The organism is Streptomyces sp. CG4 (assembly GCF_041080655.1).
Taxonomy (GTDB): Bacteria; Actinomycetota; Actinomycetes; order Streptomycetales; family Streptomycetaceae; genus Streptomyces.
Genome location: NZ_CP163525.1, coordinates 1,451,067 through 1,476,394, shown reverse-complemented (window position 1 = coordinate 1,476,394; position 25,328 = coordinate 1,451,067). Strand labels below are relative to the sequence as shown.

The following is a 25,328-nucleotide window of genomic DNA, read 5'->3' as shown; positions in this document are numbered from 1 at the left end:
CACCACCGGCGCCGCCCTCGGCACGCTGGCCTGCGGATTCCTCACCTTCTGGTACGACGCCCAGTGGCAGATAGCCGTGGTCGCCGGACTGTTCGGCCTCGGCATCGGACTGGCCTTAGCCTCGATGGCCAACCTCGTCGTCGGCAGCGTCCCGCCCGAGCAGACCGGCGCCGCGACCGGCATGAACGCCAACATCCGCACCATCGGCGGCTCCATCGGCGCCGCGCTCACCAGCGTCCTGGTCACCGGCCGGCGCCGCCCTCCTGGTCCCGGCCCGCCGCCAGGACCGTACGACCGCCCCCACCGCCACCGGGGCGACACGGGCACCCGCACGGGTGCGGTAGGGTTGACCTGCGCGATCACACGGGGCACCCCGGGTGAGACCGCACCGGGACGTGGCGCAGCTTGGTAGCGCACTTGACTGGGGGTCAAGGGGTCGCAGGTTCAAATCCTGTCGTCCCGACTGGGAGTTCTCTCGTAGTCGCATGTCAGAGCCCTGTTTCGCATCAGCGAGACAGGGCTCTTGATCATTCCCAGGTGTTCTCGTGTCACATTTCGTCACAGACGACTTGACGATCATCGCGCCTAGAGGTCGCGCAGATAGGCGCAATGGAGGGCCTCGGCTGACCGAACCGCTTTGAGACCAATTTGCTGCCGTCCTACCGCGCGAGCAACCGTTGTACCACCCGGCCCATTCGCTCGTCTGCCACCGCCATGCGCTCCCGACCCGCCGCTGACACCAGGCCGGTCGCCACGGCGTCTGCCACTCAGCGCAGTGTAGATAGTGTGCAGCCACCCACGACGGTCAGTGTCCAACCCCCGATCAAGGCGGCTAGCACGTAAACGTGCAGCGGCCAGGCGGCCCATCCGGGTGCGGTGCTCCCCGCAGCGGCACTGGCCATCAGGGTCAAGGCGAAAGCAGCCCACCATCCAAGATTGCGATGGACCAGGTCGATGACAGTGCGTAGGTGCCCGAGAGTGCCGGTGTGGTCGGGGTGCAGCAGGTCTGTGAGGCGAGCGGGCAGAAGCTGAGGGTCGATCAGTTCGGGTTCGAGACTGGGATAGAGGGTGTGGACCGCATTGATCACGTGTCCCATGTGAGGGGTGTCAACCAAGGGCACGGTGAACGTGGAAGCGGGGGTGGGGTCAAAGATGGAAACGCGGTCGGCTAGGACGAACCAGTCCAACCTGGGATGGTCCTGGTCAGTAAGTCGGTGACCGGGCAGGCGCGTGAGCTCGGCCAGAAGATGGTCGGTGGCCTGTTCCCCGACAGCGGCTCGTGTAAGGGTCCGCAGGGTAGGCGTGTGCACGAGTGGCTCATCGCGACCGCTGTCGCGCCCGATCTGTTCCAGCATGGTGCAGAAGGCGTCGAAGCTGGTGCGCTGTGCCTGGGTGAGCAGGTGGAGCGGGGCACCCCCGAGGATGGTACCCAGCGGGTGCTCCGGAGTGTGTGGTTGGCTCATGAGTGGAGCTCCAGGAAATCGTAGACGCTGCCGAAGGGATCAGTGAAGACAATGAGCGGTCCTCGGACAGCAGGTGATCCTATGGGTGTGGTGAAACCGGAGAATCCGAATTAATCGGATACCTTGCGTTTGGTCGTGCTATCGCTGGCTGTGCTTGCACATGGCGGGTGGCGAGATAGCGCAGGACCGTCGGTCCTCAACCAAGAAGTGCTTGAAGGGGCGGTGGGAGCCCAGGCCGTGGTGACCAGTAGGCCGCAGGGCGTAGGGTAGAAGCCCCAGCCAGTTCCAGATCAGTAACAGTGATCTGGATGATGCCCACACGGCCCTCACCGGGGGACGTCAGGACTGGCCACGTACTGCGCGGGCGGCGGCGGCGCCGGCTTCGAACTCCTCGCGAGTGATAGCCCTCATCCCTTCGCAAGTCCCCGCAGAGAATGAGAACTGGTCAGACTCAAAGGGCTTTTCGAAGGCGACGGTGACATTGCGGGGCGGGATCTCCCACACCGGGGTCGCATACGCCACGCCAGGCTGATTCTCCACGATCCGCGTCGTACCCAGGTAGACGTCGTAGATCGCGCTGTAGACAATCAACGACGGATAGTCACGCTCACGCTGTGAGGCGATACAGATGCTCCGTGGCTGCACAGTATCGGAGAGAGTGAAGGTCACATTCGCGTTCAGGCCGGGGCTGAAAGTGTTAGTCAGCTCCCAGGCGTCGATCGTAAACTCGAACTGGCGAAACCCCAGCCCGTTGGTGACCGGCGCTTGGCGGACCAGCCGCATGTACGCATCGAACACCATCACGTCGACCTGGCGGTTAGCTCCGGGTGCTGCACCCTTAAGGTTGAAGGGAATCCGGATGACCGACCGTTCGTACTCGACCTCCCCCTCGGGCGGAAACTCCTCAGGACGCTGGGGTGGTTGTGGGGGACTCCCGGCTCCGGTGCCCCCGGTCGGTCCACCACGGTTTGGGCCAGCCGCACTGCTCGGGTTGGGCCACGAGACCGGTTCGGGTGACCCAGGCGGGTTCTTCTCAGGCACTCTTGATGCTCCTTTCGCTATCGATGCTCACGTTACGTAACGATACGTAACTCTGCGTGACACGCAAGACTCCACGCCGACCGCTCGGGAATGCCAGCTGCGCAACCTCTTAAGACGTAAGCAGCTGCCCGAGCTTGTCCGAGCCCGCCTTAAGACTCTGCGGGTCTGGATGCACATACACGCGCTTGGTGAAGGACAGATCGCTGTGCCCGGCCCAGGCGGAGACCACCGTGTCGGGCACGCCGTTGTTGGCCATCCAAGACAGGCAGGCGTGGCGGGCGTCGTAGAGACGGACGCGCCGAACACCAGCCTGCTCCATCAAGCGGTGAGCAACGCGGCGCAGCTTGTCCGTTTTAAACGGTCGACCCAGCTCATCAACCACCACATAGCCTGAATCCTCGTAGGCCTGCCCTGCCGCGAGGCGCTCCCGTGCCTGCTGCTTATAAAAGCGGACAAGCGCCGCCTGGACTGGCTTGGGGAGGGGCAGGACGCGTCTGCCGTTATGGGTCTTGGGACCCTTTTCAACAACGATGTTGCGAGAGCCTCGGGGACGACTTCGGTCGTAGACGATGGTGCGGGTATTGCCAACAGCGATGGTGCCCGAGCCGGTCAAGTCAACGTCCTCTCGCCACCTCGCGCCGCACACCTCTGCGGGCCGCTCGGCAATGAGGGTGAGGAGCATGACGCCAAAGAGGCGGTCATGCTTAATTGCCTCGATAAAGGATTTGACCTCGGCCTCATCCCATGGGCGCCGGCCGTCCTGCGCGAGCGCATCAGCCCGGACAGCAGAACGGGGAATGCGAACATACTCGGCGACGTTTCGAACAACCCACCCCCGGCGAAGCGCAAGACTCAGGGCACAGCGCAACCGGCTCAGCGTCAAGCGCACTGAGCGGACGGAAAGACCAGTCCCGATCTTTCCTCCGCGCTGTCGTCCACGGGTCAGCATCCAGTCGACAAGTCCCTCAATGTCCTCCTCGGTGAGCTGCTGGACTCGCTTCTGGCCGAGAAACAAACGGGCGGGGCGAAGGGCGTTGTCGTAGTTTGCTGCGGTCGCCTGCTCAACGCCCCGCATGACGCTTACAAGCCACACATCCAGTAGCTCATCAACCGTGAGCTTGCTCGGCACGACATACGAACCGGTAGCGGTCTGGTGCCGTATTCGTGAGAGCTCGTTGAGCGCTTCCTTCTTCGTGTCAAACGTCCGGCGGATCTGACAGCGACTGCCGTCAGGTTTTCGTGGCCCGTCAACCACGAAGCGGTACCGAACGACGCCTGATTTAAGCGTCACCTTGGTGACTGCGGCACCCATGAGATAACACCTGATCCTTTGCCATCCCCCCTGCGGGACGCGAAAGAACCCTCCCCTCGCCCGACCAGAATCCGCCAGCTGGCGGAGAGGCGGGTTACGCCTGTTCCAAATACGCGATCAACGATGCGGTGATGACTCGATACCGTTTGCCAAACGCCACCACCCGAAAGGGGGCGTTGCCACGCTTGATCAACTCATACAGGTGGGATTTGGAGATTCCGATAGCTGAAGCTGCCCTAGCCACATCGACGGTGGCCGCCCAGGAGCGGACTTCAGCGAGTGTCGGATGCGCTTGATCATCAGTACTCAAGTGCACCGGCCTCCTCTTGAGGAAGCCCTCCACTGCGGAGGAAGTGGAGCAGATCGCTCCACGCATACTCAGGATACCCAAATGAGGGGCCATAAAAAAGCGTTGCCGATAACGAACGGGCCAACTTACCACCCTGATCTAACGACCCAAGAGCTGCCGTCGGATCAGCACCCACCAGGACACCCTCCGCAGGCTCAACACCTGCTTCGTCTCTCCAACCGGCCCCTTCACGTAGTCACGCACCAGATAGTCGTGCTCGACGCCCAGTTCTAAGGCCTCCATGAACCGGTTGGTTGCCTGAACCTGGCTCTCTGCCGGTACCCGGTACACCCGAATGATCGTGTACTCCATGTCACTCACCTCCTTTCTGCGCTTCTTCGCGCGCAGTCCAAAGGGCACATGGTGCACTGGCGGGTCTAGACCGACGCCAAAGCGTCGCCGCAGGGAAGTCTTGACGCGACTGTGGAAGCCATGTGACACGCTACGAAAGCGCGAGGAGGCGCAAAGGTGCGCGATACCCCGAAGGTGGGGCGAGCCCCGAAGGGCTCTTCAGACTGCCATCGGCAGTCGCCCACTGGCCGCCATCGCCGGGCCGGTTAATCCGCGTGAGCGGTCTTTTGCTGGCCGGCGGAAGGAAGGTCTGGAAGGAATGCCGCCGAGCCAGCCACTGTGTCCCCCTTTGGGGGTGGCCTCGGAACCTGCGCACCCGAAGGGCTCATCAAAACCTTGATGCGCAGGTGGAGAGGACGGGGGGAGTCAGCCGCGCGCCTGACCGCAGGGAGGCTCTGTTTTCATCCTCGTCGCGGGGCTGACTCCCCCCGTCATGCCATCCCCTCGATCCCCGCTCAGAGCGGGGCGTTTCCTTCCAGCTCTTGATCCCGCCAAAGGTGGCTCCCTGTACCGGCCCACGGGGTACCGGCTGGTGTACCGGCCTGAGACGGTACGACACCCGGCGTGAGTACCAAACGTGCTCGTTCACGTTTTGCCTACGCTTCCGAGCACCATCGGTACTCAAAATCTAGCCTCGCGCCGTTTTTGGGCACGACAAGCAAACCCCCTTAGATCCCCCTTGGAGGCTCCCCTATTCCCCGCTCGCTTCGTTCTCTCGTTTCCCTTCGCTTTCCTATCGACGCTGACGCGTCGCTTCTTAAAAGGCGTACGGGTCAGCGACTCGTCGATGAGGTAACTCAAATCGTCTGGGTGATCCCCAGCGTCCTAGTTCGATCCAGTACGTAACGGATCGACCATGTTGCTTCAGTCACTCGGTCACTTGCTCACGGCCAGCTAGTCCGTCTTTAGTCGCAAACCCCAAAAAGCGGGGGAGACGGCGGCTGCTGTGTCTGCGCATCTATGAGTGAAACAAATATGATGTGGGCTTGCCTAGTTCCGTACGGGACGTACGACCCGTACGGGTCGTCCCGTACCAGGGGTACCCCCCGTACGGGGGGTACTAGGGGTACGGAGTCGGAACTAGCACTAGAACGCGTACCGATACCGGTACGCACAAAAACCGAAATCTTTTCTTCCTTAAAAACCATGCTGCCGCGGTCTCCCTGCGCGTCAAGGGCTTCGCAAGCTGCCTCCGTACCTCCGCCGGCCCTTGACCCGAGAGGGAAGACCGCAAAAAACCTCCTGTAAGGAAGGGAAAGAAAGAGAGAAGTCAGAGGCCTTCGGGTTTACTTGTGGCGACGTTCAGCAATGATCTTATCGATGGCCTCACGAACAATGGCGGACATACTGCCGATGCCGCCTTGTCGGCGTTCCTCAAGTGCAATCTCTTGAAGTGCCTCGTACTGGTCTCTATAGATGTCAAATGGATGACGTTGCTTCATAACGCGCTTTGCAGATTCTGGGGGTACGGGTAGTACGGGTGGTACCCCCCGTACGGGGCGTACTAGGGGTACGGGTGAGCCGTCGCGGGAATCAGGTGGGGCTGCTCTTGCGGGCACCTCCGGAAAGAAAACGGATCCTCGTAGCTCGCTGGCGATAGCATCAGTGTTCAGCTTCTTATTCATACATGGAACAACTCGGCAATCAGTTTGCTGTAGGCGAGTGCTGCTGTCGACTTGGGGTTAAAGGAGAAGATGTCCCGTTTTTGGAAGTGCGCGTCCCGAAGATCAGTGTTGCGAGGAATGACCGTCGTAAGCACTGAGCTGGTATAGGTCTGGCGAAGCAGTTGCAGGGACGTCTTCGTGTTAACGGTCGGGTCGGCCATCGTGAACAAGAACCCGGCCAGCTGCAGGGAGGAGTTAAAGTACTCTCGTACCTCTGCGATTGTCTTGCTGATTTGGACGATGGAGTCGAGTTCAAAGTATCCAGGGGCGACAACAACGAGAACTTTGTCCGCTGCCGTGAAGGCATTGATCGTGAGCCACGACAGGGTGGGCGGGCAATCGATAAAGACGTAGTCGTACTTGCCCTTGACCATGTCCAGCTCGCGCTTCAACCGCTCCTCGCGATGGTCAATCGCGGTAGTCAGCTCCACATCTGTCGTGGAGAGCAGGATGTGAGAGGGAACGATATCGAGGTTCGGAACGCTTGTCGGCTGGCAGGAGAGGGGGTTGCGCTCCAAGATGGTTGTAACGACTGTCTCGTGCTTCTGTATCTGGGGATAGTTGGGTAGAAGCACTTTGCTGCTGTTGGCTTGCGAGTCAATATCGATCAGCAGTACCCGCTTGCCCTTATGGGCGAGGCCGGCGGCGAGTGAGATAGTAGATGATGTTTTTCCAACGCCTCCCTTCTGTGAGGCAACTGCGATAACCATAGGCAAGTTAAACCCACCGAAAGCCCGAGCAGAGGTTCGTTTCAGTGGCGTTTCTCAAACGCATTCACAGAATAGCGAAAAAACGGACATCCTGTCAATAAGGAATAATGGGTATGAAAAAAGCGAGACCTCTCAAGGCTGCCGACATAAAAAGGCCGGTGCTGCCCCATTTCAAGGGAGCACCGGCCGTGGGTTCTGTGCAGGGCCTCAGCGGGAGATCAGCAGAGTCGGGTGGCACTCCCGAAGAGGGTGCCGATGTGCCCCTTGGTGGGAGCTTCGATGACCTTCACGCCCGCTCGTTGGAAGCCGTACCTCAGCAGAAGGTTCCTCCACTTCCGAGGTGTGTAGCTGTACCGGTACATGTAGACGGGCCTTCCAGCAAAGCCACCCTTGTACATGCCCTGTGGACCGTAGGCTCCCGGGATGGCCGGCGGCTGCGAAAAGGCGAAGACACCACCAGGGTTCAGGCGGGGCAAGACCAAGGGGAAGAGCTGTGTCGGGTCCGCGAACCAGGTACAGCCGAAGATCGAGTAGATGGCGTCGTACGTCTCTTCGGTCGTTGCGAGGAAGGACAGCGCCTCGCCCTGGTGGAAGACGGCGCCTGTGCCCGACCACCTGTCTGTGATCTTCTTGACCATGACGGGGGACAGGTCGAGCCCGTGTGCTTCTACGCCCTGCTTCGCGAGGAAGGCGACTGCCCGTCCTGTCCCACAGCCGATCTCCAGAGTCTTGCGTGGTTCGCCGAGGACTTCAGAGCCGGGCCCATGGTTCTTGTACTGAGTCCAGCGGAGTGCGGGTTCCGCGTCCGGCTCGAAGGCCGATTCCGCGTAGGCATCCCAGACCTCGCTCTCGATGGCGTAGTCATGCTGTGCAGGCATGGGCGGTCCTTGTCGTTGGTACGGGAGAGCCCCCGCCCTCGGGAAGCTGGATGAGGGCAGGGGCGAACCTAGCCGGAGAGGCCGGCCACGGTCAGTGGGAGTCGGGCACCTTGTCGTCGCAGGGGCCGCAGTCGGAGGCGTCGACCTCCCACAGCTCCCTGTCGATCGCAAAGCCGTTCTGCCGGATGATCTCGGCGGTACGCATCACGATTCCGTCGCGGCGGCGCTCGATCAGCGGTGCGTGATGTTTGTACCGCCCGCCGTTGTACCGCTCGCAGATGGCGAAGTACACGGGGGTGTCGAGGATGACCTGATGCACGCCTTGGTCGACCTCGAAGCCCGGCCCCATGTCGTTGCCCGGCTTCTCCATGGCGGTGATCAGATAAGCCACACCCTGGCCCAGGACGCGTTCGGCGACGCTGCGCACGCGCACGGCGTCACGCTGCAGGAGCCGCACTTCGCGCTCCCACAGGCCGATGCCGGGATCGGGGATCAGGTGTGGGTTGGCTTCCCCGATCTCGTCCAGGATCGCCTTGGGGTCCCGGACCTTCATAGCCTCGGGAGCCTCAAGCAGTACTGTCATGGTTGTGCCCTCTCTTCGTGTCGTGAGGGTGCGGAACCCATCCGCCTGGCCGACTGCCTAGGAAGTCCAGGCGGGTGGGGACTTGCCCCGCCCAGCTCTGTCGGGGGAAGCAGAGCCGGGACGGGAGTCTGTATGGGCTGCGTGTCCCGTTGCCGGTTGTAGCTGCGGACGAAATTGCGCATATAGGTACAGCAACCGACGCATGCATGGACGGGAGCTGACATGCCGTCTGATTCAACCGGGCCTATGAAGACCACCATGTCGTAGTGGCGACCGAGGACGCACCAGCCCCAACTTAACGTTCTACGCGGTCGACTCGTCACGTCGTCGGCTCCACGAGCGCGTAGTCCTCGTCATTGCCCGAGACACAACGCGCCTTATAGGTGACCTCGCCCAGAGGGTCTCGGGTGGTCTTGTAGTTCACGAAGCGCAGGACCGCTCTCACAGTGCGACGATCCCGTTCTTCTTCGTGTACACGGCCAGGAGCGACCTGGTACGGATCGCCACATCACGCATGAACGCAAAGGCTTCATAGGCTGGAGTGGTCTCGGTAGGTCTCCTACCCATGTCCAGCAGGTAGTACGAGGCCCGAACCAGAGCCATGACCTCTTCGTCCTTCTCCGCGCCGACTTCTTCCGCCAGGAGCATGGAGAGCTGTCCGACGAGCCTGGTCGTCTTGTCATCGATCTGCTGACGGGTCGATGTGCTCAGGCTCATCGCCAGAACTGTGCTCACCGCGTCCAAGATCAGCTCGGCGTCGATCGGCGCGTCCATGCTGGGGTGCACCTGCTGCTGTTCGGTCACGCCCGCCACCACGCTTCTCCCTCCGGTGCGCTTGCCTTGCGACGCCTAGTCAACGGCGGTTGCGGCATCCCGAACAGGTGAAACAGGAGAGAACGCCCTCGCATACCACCGGTGATTTTTACCTTCGCTCGTGTCGCTGACGTTGCTCAGAGCTACCGTGGAGGGATGCCACAGGCGAACCGGAACCTTGCTGCCCGGATGGAAGAACTCAGCCTCAGGCAGGCGGAATTAGCACGCCTGGTCAATGCTGAGATCGGCATCCTGACGGGGAAGCCGGGCAACGTCACTGATGCGGATGTGCGCAGATGGCTACGCGGCGAGACCAAGTGGCCGCAGGATCGCATCAGGTTGTGCCTGGAGAGGGTTCTCTCCGCCCCTGCCGAGGATCTAGGGTTCGTGCCCCGGAAGAAGCGCACTGCACCCCCGGAGGAAGATCCAATGCGTCGTCGCGCGCTGCTCTACGCTGCGAGTGGGGCAGTCTTGGCCGTTGGAACCTCAGGCGCTAGCGACCATGGACGGCTTGGCATCAATGACGTCCGGCGCTTCCACCGGGACTACGTGACGATCCTTCGACACGACGATGCCGGCCGGGGCCCACAGCAGGTGGAGAGCCTTGCGGTGGAACTGGCTGCTCGAATCCAATCCTCTCTCGCTGCGTCCACGGCCTCGACCCGCGTACGTGACATGCTCCATCGGCTCGCCGCGGAGGCACTGAGCACGGCAGCCTTCGCCTCGATTGACGGCAGTGCTCCACAGCGGGCGCGGGCGCATCTCGCCGAGGCCCTGGCGTTGGCTGCCCTGTCCCGAGACAGCGAGACGCAGTATCACGTTTGGAACTACATGTTCCTGGCGTCAAGCCAACGGGAGAATCACGCTGAGGCCGTCGCAGGGGCAGAGGTCATGAAGCGCTCGTCAATCGCACGGCGAGATCCGCTCTACGCCTCGCTTGGGCACCTGCGTAGCGCCAACGCACTCGCGCGCACACGGCGGCAGTCTGAAGCCCTGCGTGCCCTGAAGGATGCCGAGCGGGCCTTTGCGCGCGCTTCCGACCAACAACGCCCCGAGTGGATCAGATTCTACGACCGCAGTGAGTTTGACGCCCTGTCCTCGTTCGTATGGACAGCTCTTGGGGATCACGGAAAGGCTGAGTACTGCCTACACCGGACCCTTGCCTCCATTCCCGGCGAAATGATCCGCAATCGGGCCCTGTATACCGCGCATTTGTCCCTCGCTCAAGCCAAGCAAGGGGAGTTCGAGCTTGCCTGTGCGACCAGTCGGCAGGCATACCTGATGCTGCCGTCGCCCTCCGGATCACAGCGAACAGCCAAGACTCTGGCTGCGACGCGCAGGGTACTCATAGCCTCAGGTTCGAAGACCCCCGAGGTCACCGACTGGATTGAGGAGTCTGCTGAATGAACCTGAAGCGCTACACGCATGCCGACGCGCAGAACGTACGGTCGCTGCTGCTGGACATCCACGATGAGGCATACGCTGACGATCCGAACCCGTTCCACTCGCGTGAGCGCTTCTCCTACTACGTCGACCTCTGGTCTTCACGAAACGACTGGCAGTGCGTTTCAGGCTGGGAGGAGGGTGGTCCGGTCGGCTACGCGTACGGTTCCATGTTCAAGCCGGGAGGCTGGTGGAAGGGCCACAGGCGTCCTTCCGACCTCAGGGGCTCAGTATTCGCCTTGTCGGAACTTATGGTGGTGCCCAAGTGGCGCGGGACAGGGCGGGCACAGCAGCTTCATGACGTGCTGCTCGAAAAAGTGATGGCCGATATGGTCTCGCTCCAGGTGGAGGCTGAGCACTCCCGAGTTCAGGCCCTCTACGAGCGTTGGCATTACAGCAAGGTAGGCGAGACAGAGCCCTCTGGGGACATCCCTCAGTATTCGGTCATGGTTCGGAAGCTGTAACCAGCAGCTGCACGTGTTGAGCCAGTCACAACCTAGAAAAAGGGCACCTAATGGTATGTGTGAGGCGCACGCCTCAATCCAGCAGTAGCTGGATCACATACATAGGTGCCCTAAACGAAAGACTGGGAAGTCTGGTTGATCAAGTCATGGGCACAGCACTGTGTCCACCAGACGTTCCCTGGCCCATAGATCCTTTCCTTCACTCAAAAAGGCGGCTCCGCCCAATCATCCGCTGCCTTACGCAGCAGGAGTATCACCGTCTCGGCGGTCGTATCTGGATCATCGTTCCAAGCCGTTAGACTCGTGATCCCACGATTCCAGGAAAGCCAGCCGAGAAGGTAGGTCGAAGCGTTCACGTAGTCTGCAAGCTTATCCATATCCATAGGGAATGAGTCAAACCGTTTAACCTTGCCCCAGATGGCTCGCCCCATTACCCCCTCGACAGAGGCCGGAGCACATGCGACTGCATTTTCGATGAGTTGCTCCCACGTCGTACCCTTTGTTCGTCGAAGACGAGGGAAGGCATACGCTGCTCCTTTGTTATGACCGTAGCGCTCGATAATGTCCGCTGCTTTCCGCAATACCTCGGCAGGTGTCATCACAAACCCCATTCTTTGAGTAACTTGTAAAAGAACCGGCGAAGCGAAAGGCGTCGCCGAGGGTTTGCTTATACCACCGGTCTATAAGCCGGTTCTGTAAGGTAGATGACAAAAGGCGATCCAGAAGGCGTTCGCTGCCAGGCGCTGAGTCTGGGACAGCAGCAACAACTCAACTATGGGGCTGTCACGGCTTGTTGAGAGCATCGCTAGCCTCGACGGATGGTCGAGGAACATTTCTTGTGCGACATGGGGCGGGAACTACCTTGGACCCTATGAGCTTTCCCTTCCTTCCTTTGCCGTCATGCTGCCGCGGTCTCCCTGCGCGTCAAGGGCTTCGCAAGCCGCCTCCGTGCCTCCGTCGGCCCTTGACCCGAGAGGGAAGACCGCAAAAAACCGTCAATTAAGGGAGGAAAGGAAAATATTAGTCAGAGGTCTTACGGTCCTTGTCGAGCCGAACGTACTGCTGGTGAAGTGAGGTCGGGGGTCGGCCCTTGAAAAACTCGGTTAGTTCGGCGTCGAGTTGAGGCAGGGGAGTGATGTCGGATACTCGAATGACACCAGCGTCAGGCAGAGTACCAACAAGGCGGATATACCCTGTCCGATCATAGGTAATGAGAACCCTTCCCGCCCTCGCTGCTGCCTCGTAGATAACGCGATCGCCTGAACCTCCAAGTCCCCAGTCATCGCGCACGTGCTTAACATCGAAGGCCTCGTTCAGCAAAGGAAGCTTATGACAACGAGGCATGTTCTCGTCGAGAGCTATCTTGTGTGGGAATTGATCTCTAGGCATGGGCTTGCGTGTGAGCATGGAAACGCAGGTCGATCGCTTCATCGATTGCGCCCTTCAGGGTATCCATGTCTACCCACCGATACATATCGTGAATCTCGGTGAGAGTGTGTCCATCCTTCATGCGATGGAAGATGGTGGCAATGGCTATCCTCGTCCCCTTGATGACGAGGTCACCGCCCATGATATTTGAACTGGAACTTAAGTACTTCATATAGCCACTTGTTTATACCAAATTCGGACGTATCAAGTCAACCAGGACTATTTCCCGCGCCGTTGAACCGTAGGAAAGCGAACAACCGTTGCTCTGCGGGAATGTCTCCGACGTGAGATTGAGGGAGATAAGGACGAGGACAGGGGAGCGGACGTCTCCGGCGTGGGCGGCTCGAAGTACCGATGGAGGTAGTCGTGCTCGACCTCGGCCAGGCCGTGGGGGAGACCTTGAAGGTCGGGGAGCAGGGGAGTCTGGACCTTGCGTACCTGGTCGTCGGGAAGACGGATGTACGCCTCTCCGACTCGGAGTTGCTGGATGGACTGGACGTGTCGCTCCCACTGTTCTTGGAGTGGGTAGTACGCGGGGTGAGTGCGCTCCTCGGCGGCCCCGTCCGAGACGACGTGCTTGATGGCGTCTGGATCAACGACACCGAAGAGGCGGGCGGAGTGTTCGGCGTCGGGTCGACCGGCCTTGAGGATGACCTCCATGCCGACGTTCTGCAGCGCCCCCTTGAGCCGGTCTGAGGCCTGGCTCCAGTTCTGGTGTGCCATGACGCAGAACAGCTTGTACTTGCGGGTCTCCGAGAGCATGCGGGTCAGGCTCTCTTCGCTCTGTGCCATGAACTGGGAGAACTCATCCAGCATCAGAACGTGAGGTGTTCTGGCGGCTGTTGCGGCTCGCAGGTTGGCGCGGCTGAGTGCCGCGGTCTCCATGCCCACGGTCAGCAGGCATCCAAAGAGCCGGCGGGCGTCGGGTGAGGCTATCGCCAGGTTCACGATGAGGGAGGTGCCCGAGTCGATGAGCCGACGGAAGTCCAGGACGTTGCGCTCGTTGCCCAGGGCGTAGCGCAGAACAGGGGAGAGGGTGAGGAGGTCGGCTCGGTTGAGGGTCGACTCCTTCATCAGCGGGGCCTCACGTCCCCACTGATCCATGCGAAGCCGAAAGAAGCGGATCACCTGGGGATCGCGGATGCGGGTCTCAAGCAGGTGATGACGGTACGCCGTATCCGTCAGAAGATCTGAGAGTCGAGTGAGGGGAAGGCTTGCCTCCCGCAGTGCGACGACCGAGTGCTTGAGGATGTTCTCAAAGGTCGGGGCTCCCTGGGCCAGCTCGGGCCAGGCGCGCCTTGCGGCCTCTGCGACGTGCTCGGCCATCGCGTGGTCGTCGTAGGGCTGGGCGAGGAAGTTGAAGGGGAGATACCGGTTCTCGGCAGTCGCTGCCGGTACGTCAAGGTAGATGAGGCGTTCTCGCTGCTGCGGTGTCTCAAGCTGCTTCTTGGCAACAAGGTGCATGAGAACCAGCTGGGCCAGGTCGCCGTGGGGATCGATCAGGGTGACGGGTTGGCCGGCGAGGAAGAGGGAGAGGAAGAGTGAGGCGAGGAAGTAGCTCTTGCCCGAGCCCGTCTTTCCCAGGACATGCATGTGGACGCGGGCGGCGGTGAGGGGCAGGTGCAAGGTTCGGCGGATGAACCACGTCCAGTAGGTACCCAGGGGGATCTTGGGTTCACGGGCAGTGGACGTGCTCATTCGATCTCCCGTTCCACCCCCTCCCATGGAAGATCAACATCCAACCATTCCGGCTTGGGCGACGGGGACGGAGGAACGACGAGACGAGGCGCGTCGTCCGTTCCAGCTGGGGGCGGGGCATCCAAAAAGCTCACGGGCTGAGCCTCTCCTGCCGGGTACCAGAGCAGGGAGAAGAACAGCTCGAAGGGATCGGTTGTCACAGGGGACGCCTCGGTGAAGAGAAAGAGCTCCGCAAGTTCCCGCCTGTCGACGGCCTCCAGCTCCTCGACCGTCCACTCGGAGAGTTGGATACGTCGTGCTGCCGTCGGAACGACGACGGCAACCGTCAGGTTGTCGGCCTGGAAGGCTTCGCGATACGGGCCCTCGGCCCAGGCGACCAACGAGGCGACCTTACGGCGCCAGTGCTGCTGGCCTTCAGTGCCCCGGTCTAGCTCCAGCGCGACATAGACAGACTCGTCCTGGACGCGAAGCTCGAACCATGCGTCAGGAATGACGGCCATGCGCGGCGCCTCTGGTCGGCCGAACGGACGGACGCGGACGGGGTTGCGCTTCAGCTCTCGCTCAGTGATGAGGCGGGGCATGGACACGAGGTAGTCCCGACACAGCATCTCGGCGGCAACCAAGACGTCCACCGCAGCGAGGGCGTGCTCCATGAAGGGGTTGTCCCGAGCCTTCGCCCGTTCCTCAGACGGTCGGTAGTACGGACTGGTCAGCGCGATACCACGCGACGAGAGGTGCTTGCGGCCCTGATCGGCGAGCGTGAAGACGTGCGGTGCTGATCCGAAGCGGGGTGTGGGCAGCTCCCGAAGCCTCAAGAGGTAATCGGCCTCAGCGAGTCGGCGCAGACGCCTCTGGACGTACCGGTTCTCGTCGTGAGCTTCGGGATACAGCAGCCGGCCGACCTGGGCAGCCGTCATGTACCCCAGTCGGTTGACGGCTCGCAGGATCGCATCGTCGGCTTCGCCGATGGGAAGAGTTGCCATGGTTGACTCGGAAAATAATCGATCCATCGGGCTACTTTGCCAAATGGGCGTTAGAAAACTCACGGCAAGCCGTACGAATCGCGTAAGAGAACCAGCTACTGTTCCTTCTTGGGTGACCTCCGACCGATGGATGGTGGCCGCGTGGGCGGCTGAGGTGATTTATCTGGCGAGTGTGGTGGCTGCCTTGGTGGCCTACTTTCCCTGCCAGCATCAATAGGCGGAGGACTGATCAGCCCAGGAGGTTGATAGCGCATGACCGGTAGTACCAAGTACCTTCGCATAAGGGTCTTCTCGGGTATCCAATCAGCAGGAGTTCCGTACTGCTCACGGCTACGCATTCGGACTTCAGCGATACGTGCCTCGTCTACGACATCGCCGCTTCTCCCGCTGGCCTTCGCCTGTTTCATAAGCGCAGAAAAATCTTCCTGGAACTGCTGAATCTTAAATGTGTATCCACGTTCGGCAGTCCAAACGCCATATTTGTCAATGTTGAATCCCTCAGCTCCCTTGACCTTCTTGTTGATCCGCAATGCCCTGGCGAAGATATTGTCTTGGGCAGATTGCGCGGGAGGTAGTGTGTCAATCTTGTGCTCGCGAGGAGCGCCGGACGGATCTACGACCTTGCAGTAAGCGACATAGCGGGGTAGTTGTGTAAGAGTGTTGGCTATTTCGCCAGCGCGATCGGCAGGACTCTGCGCAGATTCCTCGATCAAGTCATATAGGGGCTGCGTTACATAGCCTCGTCCAGATTCCCATACCTCGTGGGTGATGGGCCTCTCACCGATGTAGTCCTTTCGATGCCGGTTAATACAATCACGGTTGTAGAGGCGCTGAGATTCGTCTTGAAGGGTCTTGGCCCTCACCTGATCGGCATGGAGGGTCACTATGCGATCAGCAAGCCACCGAACCGCAGCAGGGAAGCGAGCTATGCGCCATTCCCCCTGTACTGCCCAGTTCCTATATGAGCCTGTTCGTGAACGTTCTGCTCCCAGGATGTGATGAGCCGGCCCTTTGTAGAGATCGGTTGCAATGAAGCAAAAATCTGTCGCTGCATACGGGCCAGCCAACACGCATGGCACTTCGTCGATGAATGGCTGCAAGAGCTCCTTATCTTCCGGTAGAGCTTCAGGTGCAAGCCTCAGCACCCATCGAAGCCATGTGAAGTGACAAGAGGCAGGGCTCAGATGATAGGCTTCAAAGACGTAGTTGTACCAAATCAGTCCTGATTCGGTACTTCTTCCAGGAGCTTCTGCCATCGACTCGAAGTAGGCGCCGGCCGGGTTGAATGCTTGGTGCCAATCGAGAGGTGTGCTGTCATCGTTAGGTACCTCGCACGTTCCGGCACATAGCTCCTCAACAGGGAAGCTGCCGGTGTAATCCCACCTTTTGAGGGGCTCGATCTGGCTAAGACAGTGGGACTCATTATTCAGGGCCTTGTCTAGGAGATAGAGTGTGCGCGCAGCGCGTTTGGCGGTCTTCTCGGCATCTGCAGCCTCGTGACGCAGATCCTCATAGCGGCGCTGCGCTGTGGTACTGACCCATACCTCCTCATCCCACTCGCGATATTCGGGTTCCGTACGCTGCTGCAACCTGGTCTTAAAGCGTACTGGTGTTACGTCAAGCTGCTGTGCGACGAGCCTCGCGTCCTCTCCCGAAAGCTGAAACGCAATGAGCGTCTCGACTTTCAAGGCCTCATGTTCTGGAGTCTGAGAAAGATGCTGGTGCGCGAGTGTAACACCTAGTTCGTGCTTACCGAGGTCGTGAATCATGCGCTGGGTAGTAGGTGTCGCAAAACGGCCGTATTCGTCAAGGTAGAGATGTACACGCCTGCGCTGCTGCTTGGGAATATGGGACCTTTGCTCAATCAGATTGCTCAGCACTGACAGGAAGACCATGCCGAGGAAAGATACTGTGTCCCTGTCTACACGAGAAAGATTGAGGAGAAGTATGCCCCCGTTATCCAGCACCTGCTGTATAGGGATGGTCGTCTTGGTCTGACTGACCATGGGAGCAATAAGATCGTCTTCAAGGAAGCGGGCAACCTTGTTCAGGACTGGTTCGCGTTTCTCCTGCTGTCTACGAGGATCGCTTCGCTCATACTCGTCCCAGTAGTCGCTAGGCGTGGGCAAGGCGCGCAAGGCTGCACGGCGAAATGCAGCATCCTTATACAGAAGAGGAAGTTCCGCCATGGTGCACCCGTTCGCTATGAGAGCACGGGCGCTGTTCCGGAGTCCGGAATCAATGAGGGGGCGGTAGGCGGTACTCTCCTGACCCATCAGCTTGTTAAATATATCGATGACGTACCCGACGGTCCTGGTTACTACCTCGGAGTTGGCAGGATCTGGGCACTCGTAGAGATTGAGTCCAAAAGGTCTGTCGCTATTGGGCTCAATGAGACTGATCCCTTCCCGTGACTGCTCGTCAGCAAGTGAAATCAGCCTGTTACTAAGGTCGCCATGGGCGTCGATGATCACGGCAGACGTCCCGTCCTTCATATCGGCCAGCACCAACTGCTCAAGCAGCGTGGTCTTGCCGAAGCGAGACTTGCCCAAGATCGCCACATGAGCCGTGCGGTGACTGTGAAGCAGATGCACGGGCTTGCCTTCGGCGTGACCCAGCAGGACATCAGACGGCATGGCCCCTCCTCTCCGCCAGCACGATGCTGCGGAGGGAGAGATGAAAGCTGACACTCTGAGCGTAAGGCGGTAGGGGAGGTGGCGCAGCTGCTAGCGGTCACCCTCATCAGAGAAGGACTGATCTTCCACCGGCTGATCCACTGCGGACGCATTTCCCTCAGAAGGAGTACGAGCCGGGCGCTCAATACGCGTGCGAGAGAGCGCAGCATTGAAATGCTTCTCAGCCCTGTCAAAGTCTTGCTGACGCTCTTGAGGCGTGCGACTGCTGGTAACCTCACCCGATGAGCCGTGTTGACGCAAAAGTTCAGAAGCACGCTCGGCAGTGATGCCTGAATCGATAAGCCTCTGCCGGATCACTTCATCTGAAAGACGCGAAGCATCCTTCCTCAAACCAGCGAGAACTGAGTCCTCGTCGACTCGTCCGTTCTGGTCTTCAACTGGACGTTGATTTTCTCCCCCTTCTGGCATAACTCCCTGTTTTTCTCATATTGGACATCCAGGTGTCAAGAGGGAAAAAGGGGCCGCTAGAACGGGAGTTTATAGCTGGGGTGGTTCCGGTTTTTCCGTGGGCCCGCTATACGTCAGCTGCACAAAGACACGGCTCTGCGGGTTGGCCTCAGTTGGACTCATGGGGATGGCAAGCGGCGGGATCGCCTCAACGATCCCAGAAAGCAGTGCCTGCGTACGAGCTGTCGCCACATGCTCAAGCTCGGGCTGCTCCACTACACCAAGGTAGGACGTCACAACGTCGGCCGCGCCATCCTCTCCGCGGCGCGTATACGTAACGCGGACAAAGGACATCGCCTCAAGTAAGTCTGCGAAGCGCTGTGCGTGAACCTCTGGTGATTCCCAGCGCTGGTCAAATGGATCGAAACCGTTTACGTGTTCTTTCATAGACGAGGTACGGCGCTCAACGCCGTTTGACGGCCGCCAGGTAGATCTCCTGCGCCGTCTTGGGCGTGCCGTCCCGACCTGTGTACTCGCGGGTGTGGGGGTACCCAACGACTTCGATCTCGTTGCCCTTGGTGAGCTGGCCTGTCTCGACGCGCTTTTGGAGGGTTGCTGCTCGGTCGCCAAAGGCCAGCACGTCGTGCCAGACGGTCTCACCATTCTCGGTGTGGACGGCCAGGGAGAACTTGCCAACGAACTTGCCCGAAGCGGTGGTTCGGAAGGTTGGTGTCCGACCGAGCCGGCCAGTGAGCTTCACGCGCTCGGGCTCGCCCTCGCCGACCTCCGGCTGCGCCTGGTCATCTTGGGCCCTGATACGCCGAGCAGTCGCAAGAGGGTCGTCTTCGGCCACGGCAGCATCTACTGGCTGAGGAGTCTGCAATGGCGGCGTGGGTTCGATCCTTGGCTCGACGACGGCCGGGTCTCCCACGCGCTGGATCATCGGGCGCTCATCGGGGAAGGCCCCGGGCGCACGCACGGGCTTCTCGGGTGGCTTGGGGCCGTTGACTACCGGTGCGGGCTTGTCCTCCTCGGCCGGCGCCGTCACGGCCTCAGCGCGCGTGATGATCTGCTCGGTGTCCTCCAGGTCGTTCGGCAGTCCATCGACAGCAACGGAGCCGGCGTCCACCTGGTAGCCCAGGGTCAGGGCGCCATCGGGATGTAAGGACACCGTCGAGTGCTCATGGCCTGAGTCCTTCTGAAGAAAGACGATGCCCTCGTCCTCGACCTTCGGCAACATGCCGCCGAAGAGCTCGATACGGGCACCCTTGGTCGTGATGCGGGAGACGCCGCTCTCAGGAAAGGTATCGAGGCTGAGGAAGTTCTCGTCTGTCCGGACCTGAAAGTGCTGACCATCGCCGTAAGCGGGGTCTGTCACGTCTTGGACGGTAGTACCAAGTGCCTTCGCGACCGCCTGTTCATCAAATGTAGATCGTGCTCGTTCTGTCATATGAGGACGGATTATACGAGGCCAGAACGAGGAAAGATGTAAGAGAAATTACAAAAATGATGGCGCTTATCCACCGGGGCCAGAATATGATCTCTTCCATTGCTTGCGATAAGCCTTTGATATCGCCTTAATCTCTTTTGGCGTGTACTCCCGTCCTGGGCGATACTCAAGATCTAAGGGTGGACGGAACTTAGCTTTCCATACCGCCCACTTTTGGATGAATCTGATTTCTTTCCGCATGATCCAGTAATTATCTCACTACGGAAAAGGGAAATCAATACCCCCTCGGTAGTCCTTTCGGTTGATACTTATAGCCTCAATGGGGGATGTGATGAAATTTGGGCCTCGATGGGGGGAATAGTTCTCCCTGCCTGATCAAAGAGAGAGATGAACCATGACCGATCACCAAGACTGGGAAGATCAAGTTGCGTTTACTCTGCTTAGGCAGCCAATGAAATGGAGAATGAGGGCGGTCGAACGTATTGAGCTTTCCAGTCATCGATGGTCAGTTCGGAATCGAAGAATTCACGCAAAAGCACTGAAACAGGTCGAGGAGCTTGATCATTTGCTTGGTAGTGTGCCCAAGGAGCTCTACGACGCACCCCATGAAGAAGTAACGCTCGTTCTACCGCTGTCTCAGATGACAAAAAATCCTGTTGTTGATTTTCAAGCACAAGTAAATGGACAAGAAGTCTCGCGCCTATCGCGAGAGGAAGGAGCAAGGATTCAAGCGCGCTACTTCAAAGAGCTCGTTAGGGAGGCCACCGGGATCCAGATCAGCGAAACCCTGGAAGAGACCCTAACTGCGGTCTTCGGATCCACATACCCCCCAAAAGGTGCCGACCATGAATCATATGTACAAGAGCAGCTCCAGCTAGACGAAATTCACCGATCAATCGCAGTCTCAACTGACCAACAAATCATCAGCATTAAAAATGATATCATTGCGAACCGGTCTCTCCCGAAAAGAGAAAGTGCCGCCCAAGATCCTTTGCTTGCGCTTCCGTACCTCAATGAACTCCGTATCGCAAGTGGAGAGGCTGCGCTCGACGACGAAAACCTAGCAACTCGCCTTAGAGAGGTAAAGAATTTTCTGAATGATCTACGGGACCACGGTACGGCAGACCAATTGCTGAGGCTCTATGCAGAATATGGGCGCCACTGGGAAGCGTTTGCGCGTTGCAAAGTGCCTTTGGATCGACCATTCTTTATTACGGTCGCCACCAAGCGGCACATTGAATTCGAAAGTCCCGAAAGAGAGAGTATTTTCTTCAGAGTGGTGCACTGGGTATGGCCGGTCGCATGGTCGCATATGCGATTCGCTGACGCAAGGTCAAATCACGTAAATATCAGAGTCCCTGACATAAATGTCGAGTTCAGCAAGAAAAGATGCGGGGCTCGAAACAACCTCAATAGAAAGTTGGAGGTTCCACCCGAGCATGAACATAAAACAAGTGAACTCTTCGCTATCTATAGCTCAAGAGCCTGTCGGGATAATCGTCTATGGGTCAAAACGCCCCTCCGCCTAACTTGGCTAACAATCTTCATTCATCTGCTGGTAATTGCAACAATCTTGGCAACGCTCGGTGTAACATGGCGTGTCTGGGGAGATTTTGGCAGAAGGCTTACAGCTCAACAACTTGCGTTGCTACTCACCCCAAGCACGTTTGCTGCATCCCTCCTCCTTGTTCGAGACTCTTCTCCCCTGGGTTCAAAATGCACGGCGCCTCGACGAATCGCCATTGCGGTGTCTCTCGCTACTCTCTGGGCAGGAGTCCTGTTCCTCTTCGGTAAAGGTGAAATCCATCTCGATGAAAAAAAACCGACACCCACCCCCTCCTCAACCTTCATTCCAATCGAGAGGAGTATCGGAGCTCGACCTACCGAACCGCGAATCACGCGTTCTCTGCCCTGAGGCTTTGGCCGGTGACCTGTATCGTGCTGGGAGCCAGGTCGGCCGCAGGCTTACCCGCCGTTCGGGCAAGACACCCTGCCCGACAAAGCCCGAACACGGTCGACCTGGCGGAGGGCCCCAGCACGGGAGAGGTGGGTAAAGCCTCAGAGCCAACCCATCGGCGACGCCGACCGTGGCGCTGTCTACGTCGCGCTCTCAGGTCGCTTCCTGCAGGCCAGCTCCGACCAAACGACCTTGCCGCCAGCCTCCTGGCGGATCCCCCACCGCGTGCTCATCGAGGCCACAAGGGGCAACCCCAAGCCCCGGCGACCCTGAAGCGTCGGCCGGTGAAGTACCGGCAGCGCCTCCACCTGATCCCCAACCTCGATGAGCAGGCTCCCCTGCTCCGCCCGAAGGCACACCGTGACATCGGTGCCATCGGGAGCGCTCGCCGCGACGGCATTGGTGACAAGCTCCCCTACAACGAGCTGCACATCAGCAACCAGCCCGAGCAGGCCCCAGCGGTAGAGCGTGTCGATGACGAACCTGCGGCAAGCCCACGCAGTGCTCAGTGTGGAGGGAAACTCGGTCCAGGCGATCTGGATCTTCTCATCCGCTGCCATGACACACCTCGCCTTGGGTGATCACGAACCCGCTGGTACCTCAAGCGTCACGCGGACACCGCGTAACGTCAACAACCAGCATGTGAACCATGCCTCTGCGGCAATATAGATCGAAGAATCAGACCAGGGTCGCGTATCAAATCCGGGGGCTTTGAGCATCGTATTAAGGACCATCGTAGGCATGGTCTGATACACCAGACGAGTGGTGAAGCAGTGTCTTCGGTTGTCGCAGCCAGTCTTGAGTGAAACATGTAAGGGCACTCAACCTCCTCCAGGAAGGATGCTCCCGCATGTCCACCGCCCTCCTCGCTGAGACTCCCGTTCAGCCGTACACGCCCAAGGCGTTCAGCACGCTTCCTCTCTTCCGGGACTCCAAGAGTGCCCTCAAAAAGCAGAGAGCGAATCTCTGCCCAGTAGGTAGCGTCATCGTCAAGCACGGACTTGAAGAGAAGATGGGCGTAAGTCTCCTCCACAAGCACTTCCCGCTGGAAGACGGTGAAATCCTGTCGCGATCTTTTGATACACCGGGTCGCACTATTACCATGCGGCCTGTGCCGAAGCAGCGGAAGAGTAATGCGGTTCCGTATTTGTGGCGAGCGGTTCGTGAGTCCGGCGGAAAATTTGCATACTACCCACTCGAATTTGTGGAACGGGAGTATGCAGAAGAGTTGGATGGTTTCCGACTAGACGAACACCTTGGACTGCTACAAGACATGGCTTACGAGCTTGAGAAGTACAACCTTCTCAATGTCTTTGGGATTGCGACACTCAACATCACCAAGCTTCGGGAAAACGACGACGAGCTACTGGTCGAAACCACGGACAGTGTCACTCGTACATTGACGGTCAAGCCGGAGCCTGGTCCCGTTCCGGAGGACGAAGAGCTGACGGAGACGCTGTGGACCTTCGGCCCGGTAAATCAAGCAAATGAAGAAGCCGCATGTAAAGGAACGCACTGCGCAGGACACTGTCACGGCCACTGCCTTGGGCACTGTGTCGGGCATTGCCACAGCCACAATCCCCACCCACAGTGATGAGCATGGCCCTGCGGGCCGTGTAGCTCCAATAATCAGGCGCTACGCGCCTTCTTGATCAGATCGTCGGTCGCGCGCGACGCGACCTTCCTGGACCCTCTGGTGACCTGTGGCGAGCCCTTCCTGTCACACGGGACGTGTCACCGACGTGTCACACACCCCAACACGCACGCCGAAACGCACCGCCCTGACCTGGACGCTTGCCGGACTGCCTGGACTGGATGGACGCTGCGGACTGGGCGTCAGTTTCTGGGGGTCAAGGGGTCGCAGGTTCAAATCCTGTCGTCCCGACGGTGTGAAGGGTCTTCGCAGGCGAGAGCCTGTGAGGGCCCTTCTTCTGTGTGGGCCGTTTCCGGCTTCGAGGTTGAGCATGCCGCTCATCGGCACCTTTACTCGGAGGCCGGCGAAGATGCCGCTGCTGGACCTGGAGAAGATGACCGCAGGTCTGTCGAAGACCTGGGCGGGGTTCCTACGGGACTGGGACCGCTCGCTGCGGTCGGGGGTGTCCGGCTGGGTGGCCCCGCTCGTCGCGCCTGCCGTGGACCTGTCGGTGCTGGCGTTGTTGTTGGCGATCCGCTACCTCGCCCTGGCCGGTGCTTCCGCGGTGGTACTGCGTCCTGCCCGCAGGCTGCTGCTCCTGACCAGCTTCCTGGCCCTCGCTCTCAATGTCACCGAGCCGCTGCTTGTGGGCGCGTACGGGCGGGCGGCAGACCCACTGGCGGCCGATCTCTGCTGAAACGCTCCGGAAGCGCCTCCACATTGGTGCCGCACGATCCCGCGCACTGGTCGCCGTCCTGCGCACGGCATGCGCGCCGGACGTCGAGAGCGGGCTGCGTGCCGTACCGCGCTAGGAGCATGATCGTCGGATCATGCATGGGGAGGATCGGCGCCCTTGCTCGTGTACGACGCTCGGCAAGCCCGTCCCGACGGCGATCTTCCTGGCGCTCAACGACATCGTGCTCTTCGTCACGGAGCAGCTGCGGCGCGGCGGGACCGGCCGCCGGTGGGCCGGGGCAGCCGCCGCGCCGGGGGAGGAGCATCTGTCGGTGGAGGAGCTGTCGGTCCTGCGGATCACTCGGAGGGGGCCAGATCCTCGCCCTCTGCTCCGGCATCAACCGTTCCGGCTCCACGATCAGCGCGGGCATCTTCAAGGGCCTGGGCCACGAGGACTCCGCGCCCTTCGCGTTCGTGCTTGCCATGCCGGTGATCGACGGAGCCGCGCTGCTCAAGCTGCCGGCGCTGCTCGGCGCACAGGGCAACGGCCTGCGCGAGCCGCTGCTGGCGGGCAGCGTGGCCGCGTTCGTGGCGGCCTGCCTCGCGACCCGCTACCTGGTCCGCTACTTCGAGTACCGCACCCTGATTCCGTTCGCCATCTACTGCTCGGTCGCCGGGCTGGGCTGCCTCGCGTACTTCACGTCGCGCAAGGGGCGTCTGCCTCACGCTGGGCCGTGGGCTGCTACTACACGGGGCGAGGGGGACGCCTTCCGCCTCGGGCGGAGGGCCGGCGCGTTTGCCTTCGAGTGACGGGCCGGTCCTCCGCCGTATCCCTGATCGCTCGGTGCAGCCCAGGTCGCCTGACGGCTCGTCGTGGCTCAGGTGGCGTCGGGATCGTAGGCGTGCGCGGGAGCCTGCTCCGGCGAGGCCGCTCGGCTTGCCCCGCTCCCGGTCCGACCGGTCGGCTCGGTTCGCGCGGCCCGCTCGGTCGACTCGCTCGGCTCGCCGTTCATCGCGTCGGCCAGTTCCGCCAGCTCCGCCCTCGGATCCAGGGCGGAGCGGATCTCCTCGATCGCGAGGCCGTCGCCGTCGAGGAGGTGCTTGCGCACGAACGTCTTCGGGTGCAGGTCCTCCAGCTCCAGGTCCTTGAACTCCGGACCCAGTTCCGAGCGGACGTCCTCCTTGGCGGCCTCGGAGAACGCGCGGACATTCCGAAGGAACCCGGTCACCTTCTGTATGACCTCGGGCAGCTTGTCGGGACCGAAGAGCAGGATGATCATGATCCCCAGGACGAGCAGGTCCAGGGGGCTCACGTCGAACATCGGTGCCTCCACTCGGTCCCCGAACAGG

At 60.2% G+C, this 25,328-nt stretch carries 26 protein-coding genes, 1 tRNA gene and 2 pseudogenes; 9 read left to right on the top strand and 20 right to left on the bottom strand.

Annotation, left to right across the window (positions count from 1 at the left end):
- Window positions 1-4: 4 nt before the first annotated feature.
- From AB5L52_RS06845 to AB5L52_RS06835, 3 genes and pseudogenes are all read left to right on the top strand, one after another.
- A pseudogene (locus AB5L52_RS06845) lies at window positions 5-250 on the top strand (MFS transporter); the annotation flags it as partial.
- Between the two features lie 139 nt (window positions 251-389).
- Window positions 390-463 (top strand) — tRNA-Pro (locus tag AB5L52_RS06840).
- Window positions 464-623: 160 nt separating this feature from the next.
- Window positions 624-713 (top strand): annotated as a pseudogene (locus tag AB5L52_RS06835) (IS5/IS1182 family transposase); the annotation flags it as partial.
- 54 nt (window positions 714-767) lie between these two features.
- Here AB5L52_RS06835 and AB5L52_RS06830 read toward each other — a convergent pair.
- The 10 genes from AB5L52_RS06830 to AB5L52_RS06785 form a co-directional block, all read right to left on the bottom strand.
- A complete protein-coding gene (locus AB5L52_RS06830; RefSeq protein WP_369363002.1) occupies window positions 768-1,463 on the bottom strand; it encodes a hypothetical protein in 696 nt (231 codons plus the stop codon).
- 339 nt (window positions 1,464-1,802) lie between these two features.
- Window positions 1,803-2,504 (bottom strand): hypothetical protein, encoded by a 702-nt coding sequence (locus AB5L52_RS06825; RefSeq protein WP_369363001.1) that lies wholly within the window; start codon window positions 2,502-2,504, stop codon window positions 1,803-1,805.
- Between the two features lie 109 nt (window positions 2,505-2,613).
- Window positions 2,614-3,816: a tyrosine-type recombinase/integrase gene (locus tag AB5L52_RS06820; RefSeq protein WP_369363000.1), complete on the bottom strand. Its 1,203-nt coding sequence runs from the start codon at window positions 3,814-3,816 to the stop codon at window positions 2,614-2,616.
- A gap of 94 nt (window positions 3,817-3,910) precedes the next feature.
- A complete protein-coding gene (locus AB5L52_RS06815) occupies window positions 3,911-4,192 on the bottom strand; it encodes a helix-turn-helix transcriptional regulator (protein ID WP_369362999.1) in 282 nt (93 codons plus the stop codon).
- Between the two features lie 72 nt (window positions 4,193-4,264).
- A complete protein-coding gene (locus AB5L52_RS06810) occupies window positions 4,265-4,477 on the bottom strand; it encodes a hypothetical protein (protein WP_369362998.1) in 213 nt (70 codons plus the stop codon).
- 1,660 nt (window positions 4,478-6,137) lie between these two features.
- Window positions 6,138-6,890, bottom strand: coding sequence for a ParA family protein (locus AB5L52_RS06805; protein WP_369362997.1), 753 nt, complete (start codon window positions 6,888-6,890; stop codon window positions 6,138-6,140).
- A 218-nt stretch (window positions 6,891-7,108) separates the two neighbouring features.
- Window positions 7,109-7,768, bottom strand: coding sequence for a class I SAM-dependent methyltransferase (locus AB5L52_RS06800; protein WP_369362996.1), 660 nt, complete (start codon window positions 7,766-7,768; stop codon window positions 7,109-7,111).
- A 91-nt stretch (window positions 7,769-7,859) separates the two neighbouring features.
- Complete coding sequence (locus AB5L52_RS06795) at window positions 7,860-8,351, bottom strand: hypothetical protein (RefSeq protein WP_369362995.1); 492 nt, start codon at window positions 8,349-8,351, stop codon at window positions 7,860-7,862.
- A gap of 319 nt (window positions 8,352-8,670) precedes the next feature.
- Window positions 8,671-8,796: a hypothetical protein gene (locus tag AB5L52_RS06790; protein ID WP_369362994.1), complete on the bottom strand. Its 126-nt coding sequence runs from the start codon at window positions 8,794-8,796 to the stop codon at window positions 8,671-8,673.
- A complete protein-coding gene (locus AB5L52_RS06785) occupies window positions 8,793-9,155 on the bottom strand; it encodes a hypothetical protein (protein ID WP_369362993.1) in 363 nt (120 codons plus the stop codon). The genes AB5L52_RS06790 and AB5L52_RS06785 overlap by 4 nt, the downstream gene beginning before the upstream one ends.
- 165 nt (window positions 9,156-9,320) lie before the next feature.
- Here AB5L52_RS06785 and AB5L52_RS06780 point away from each other — a divergent pair, with 165 nt between their 5' ends.
- Together AB5L52_RS06780 and AB5L52_RS06775 are read left to right on the top strand one after the other, a co-directional pair.
- Window positions 9,321-10,571, top strand: a complete 1,251-nt coding sequence (locus tag AB5L52_RS06780; RefSeq protein ID WP_369362992.1) for an XRE family transcriptional regulator — start codon at window positions 9,321-9,323, stop codon at window positions 10,569-10,571.
- Window positions 10,568-11,071, top strand: coding sequence for a GNAT family N-acetyltransferase (locus AB5L52_RS06775; RefSeq protein WP_369362991.1), 504 nt, complete (start codon window positions 10,568-10,570; stop codon window positions 11,069-11,071). The genes AB5L52_RS06780 and AB5L52_RS06775 overlap by 4 nt, the downstream gene beginning before the upstream one ends.
- 203 nt (window positions 11,072-11,274) lie before the next feature.
- Here the strand turns inward: AB5L52_RS06775 and AB5L52_RS06770 are convergent, their stop codons facing one another.
- The 8 genes from AB5L52_RS06770 to AB5L52_RS06735 all read right to left on the bottom strand — a co-directional run bounded on the left by AB5L52_RS06770 (window position 11,275) and on the right by AB5L52_RS06735 (window position 19,641).
- On the bottom strand, window positions 11,275-11,670 hold the full coding sequence (locus AB5L52_RS06770) for a hypothetical protein (protein ID WP_369362990.1): 396 nt from the start codon (window positions 11,668-11,670) through the stop codon (window positions 11,275-11,277).
- A gap of 421 nt (window positions 11,671-12,091) precedes the next feature.
- Window positions 12,092-12,460: a DUF5615 family PIN-like protein gene (locus tag AB5L52_RS06765; protein WP_369368829.1), complete on the bottom strand. Its 369-nt coding sequence runs from the start codon at window positions 12,458-12,460 to the stop codon at window positions 12,092-12,094.
- A complete protein-coding gene (locus tag AB5L52_RS06760; protein WP_369362989.1) occupies window positions 12,453-12,641 on the bottom strand; it encodes a DUF433 domain-containing protein in 189 nt (62 codons plus the stop codon). Before AB5L52_RS06760 ends, AB5L52_RS06765 begins: the two co-directional genes overlap by 8 nt.
- 77 nt (window positions 12,642-12,718) lie before the next feature.
- Window positions 12,719-14,197: a type IV secretory system conjugative DNA transfer family protein gene (locus AB5L52_RS06755; RefSeq protein WP_369362988.1), complete on the bottom strand. Its 1,479-nt coding sequence runs from the start codon at window positions 14,195-14,197 to the stop codon at window positions 12,719-12,721.
- Window positions 14,194-15,207, bottom strand: a complete 1,014-nt coding sequence (locus AB5L52_RS06750) for a replication-relaxation family protein (protein ID WP_369362987.1) — start codon at window positions 15,205-15,207, stop codon at window positions 14,194-14,196. Before AB5L52_RS06750 ends, AB5L52_RS06755 begins: the two co-directional genes overlap by 4 nt.
- Before the next feature lie 68 nt (window positions 15,208-15,275).
- A complete protein-coding gene (locus AB5L52_RS06745; protein ID WP_369362986.1) occupies window positions 15,276-17,816 on the bottom strand; it encodes a type IV secretory system conjugative DNA transfer family protein in 2,541 nt (846 codons plus the stop codon).
- Window positions 17,817-17,906: 90 nt separating this feature from the next.
- Complete coding sequence (locus AB5L52_RS06740; protein WP_369362985.1) at window positions 17,907-18,284, bottom strand: hypothetical protein; 378 nt, start codon at window positions 18,282-18,284, stop codon at window positions 17,907-17,909.
- Window positions 18,285-18,726: 442 nt separating this feature from the next.
- Window positions 18,727-19,641: a single-stranded DNA-binding protein gene (locus AB5L52_RS06735; protein ID WP_369362984.1), complete on the bottom strand. Its 915-nt coding sequence runs from the start codon at window positions 19,639-19,641 to the stop codon at window positions 18,727-18,729.
- A gap of 466 nt (window positions 19,642-20,107) precedes the next feature.
- Between AB5L52_RS06735 and AB5L52_RS06730 the strand changes: the two genes are divergently transcribed.
- Entirely contained in the window at window positions 20,108-21,628 is a 1,521-nt protein-coding gene (locus AB5L52_RS06730; protein WP_369362983.1) for a hypothetical protein, read from the top strand.
- A 182-nt stretch (window positions 21,629-21,810) separates the two neighbouring features.
- On the opposite strand, the gene AB5L52_RS06725 is transcribed toward AB5L52_RS06730, so the two are convergent.
- Window positions 21,811-22,230, bottom strand: coding sequence for an ATP-binding protein (locus AB5L52_RS06725; protein WP_369362982.1), 420 nt, complete (start codon window positions 22,228-22,230; stop codon window positions 21,811-21,813).
- 290 nt (window positions 22,231-22,520) lie between these two features.
- Here AB5L52_RS06725 and AB5L52_RS06720 point away from each other — a divergent pair, with 290 nt between their 5' ends.
- The 3 genes from AB5L52_RS06720 (at window position 22,521) to AB5L52_RS06710 (ending at window position 24,788) form a co-directional block, all read left to right on the top strand.
- Window positions 22,521-23,264: a hypothetical protein gene (locus AB5L52_RS06720; protein ID WP_369362981.1), complete on the top strand. Its 744-nt coding sequence runs from the start codon at window positions 22,521-22,523 to the stop codon at window positions 23,262-23,264.
- 409 nt (window positions 23,265-23,673) lie between these two features.
- Window positions 23,674-24,000 (top strand): hypothetical protein, encoded by a 327-nt coding sequence (locus AB5L52_RS06715; protein ID WP_351030691.1) that lies wholly within the window; start codon window positions 23,674-23,676, stop codon window positions 23,998-24,000.
- Window positions 24,001-24,119: 119 nt separating this feature from the next.
- A complete protein-coding gene (locus AB5L52_RS06710; protein ID WP_369362980.1) occupies window positions 24,120-24,788 on the top strand; it encodes an undecaprenyl-diphosphate phosphatase in 669 nt (222 codons plus the stop codon).
- A gap of 68 nt (window positions 24,789-24,856) precedes the next feature.
- Here AB5L52_RS06710 and AB5L52_RS06705 read toward each other — a convergent pair whose 3' ends face one another.
- Entirely contained in the window at window positions 24,857-25,300 is a 444-nt protein-coding gene (locus AB5L52_RS06705; protein WP_369362979.1) for a sec-independent translocase, read from the bottom strand.
- Window positions 25,301-25,328: the final 28 nt, after the last annotated feature.

Coding starts and splice junctions, on each gene's coding strand:
- AB5L52_RS06760 (WP_369362989.1), bottom strand. CDS start 12,641: ATGGGCGGTGACCTCGTCATCAAGGGGACGAGGATAGCCATTGCCACC.
- AB5L52_RS06815 (WP_369362999.1), bottom strand. CDS start 4,192: ATGCGTGGAGCGATCTGCTCCACTTCCTCCGCAGTGGAGGGCTTCCTC.
- AB5L52_RS06820 (WP_369363000.1), bottom strand. CDS start 3,816: ATGGGTGCCGCAGTCACCAAGGTGACGCTTAAATCAGGCGTCGTTCGG.
- AB5L52_RS06800 (WP_369362996.1), bottom strand. CDS start 7,768: ATGCCTGCACAGCATGACTACGCCATCGAGAGCGAGGTCTGGGATGCC.
- AB5L52_RS06765 (WP_369368829.1), bottom strand. CDS start 12,460: ATGCCTAGAGATCAATTCCCACACAAGATAGCTCTCGACGAGAACATG.
- AB5L52_RS06770 (WP_369362990.1), bottom strand. CDS start 11,670: ATGACACCTGCCGAGGTATTGCGGAAAGCAGCGGACATTATCGAGCGC.
- AB5L52_RS06755 (WP_369362988.1), bottom strand. CDS start 14,197: ATGAGCACGTCCACTGCCCGTGAACCCAAGATCCCCCTGGGTACCTAC.
- AB5L52_RS06810 (WP_369362998.1), bottom strand. CDS start 4,477: ATGGAGTACACGATCATTCGGGTGTACCGGGTACCGGCAGAGAGCCAG.
- AB5L52_RS06715 (WP_351030691.1), top strand. CDS start 23,674: ATGCCGCTGCTGGACCTGGAGAAGATGACCGCAGGTCTGTCGAAGACC.
- AB5L52_RS06775 (WP_369362991.1), top strand. CDS start 10,568: ATGAACCTGAAGCGCTACACGCATGCCGACGCGCAGAACGTACGGTCG.
- AB5L52_RS06740 (WP_369362985.1), bottom strand. CDS start 18,284: ATGCCAGAAGGGGGAGAAAATCAACGTCCAGTTGAAGACCAGAACGGA.
- AB5L52_RS06795 (WP_369362995.1), bottom strand. CDS start 8,351: ATGACAGTACTGCTTGAGGCTCCCGAGGCTATGAAGGTCCGGGACCCC.
- AB5L52_RS06805 (WP_369362997.1), bottom strand. CDS start 6,890: ATGGTTATCGCAGTTGCCTCACAGAAGGGAGGCGTTGGAAAAACATCA.
- AB5L52_RS06730 (WP_369362983.1), top strand. CDS start 20,108: ATGACCGATCACCAAGACTGGGAAGATCAAGTTGCGTTTACTCTGCTT.
- AB5L52_RS06720 (WP_369362981.1), top strand. CDS start 22,521: ATGTCCACCGCCCTCCTCGCTGAGACTCCCGTTCAGCCGTACACGCCC.
- AB5L52_RS06745 (WP_369362986.1), bottom strand. CDS start 17,816: ATGCCGTCTGATGTCCTGCTGGGTCACGCCGAAGGCAAGCCCGTGCAT.
- AB5L52_RS06750 (WP_369362987.1), bottom strand. CDS start 15,207: ATGGATCGATTATTTTCCGAGTCAACCATGGCAACTCTTCCCATCGGC.
- AB5L52_RS06780 (WP_369362992.1), top strand. CDS start 9,321: ATGCCACAGGCGAACCGGAACCTTGCTGCCCGGATGGAAGAACTCAGC.
- AB5L52_RS06725 (WP_369362982.1), bottom strand. CDS start 22,230: ATGGCAGCGGATGAGAAGATCCAGATCGCCTGGACCGAGTTTCCCTCC.
- AB5L52_RS06705 (WP_369362979.1), bottom strand. CDS start 25,300: ATGTTCGACGTGAGCCCCCTGGACCTGCTCGTCCTGGGGATCATGATC.
- AB5L52_RS06710 (WP_369362980.1), top strand. CDS start 24,120: ATGATCGTCGGATCATGCATGGGGAGGATCGGCGCCCTTGCTCGTGTA.
- AB5L52_RS06830 (WP_369363002.1), bottom strand. CDS start 1,463: ATGAGCCAACCACACACTCCGGAGCACCCGCTGGGTACCATCCTCGGG.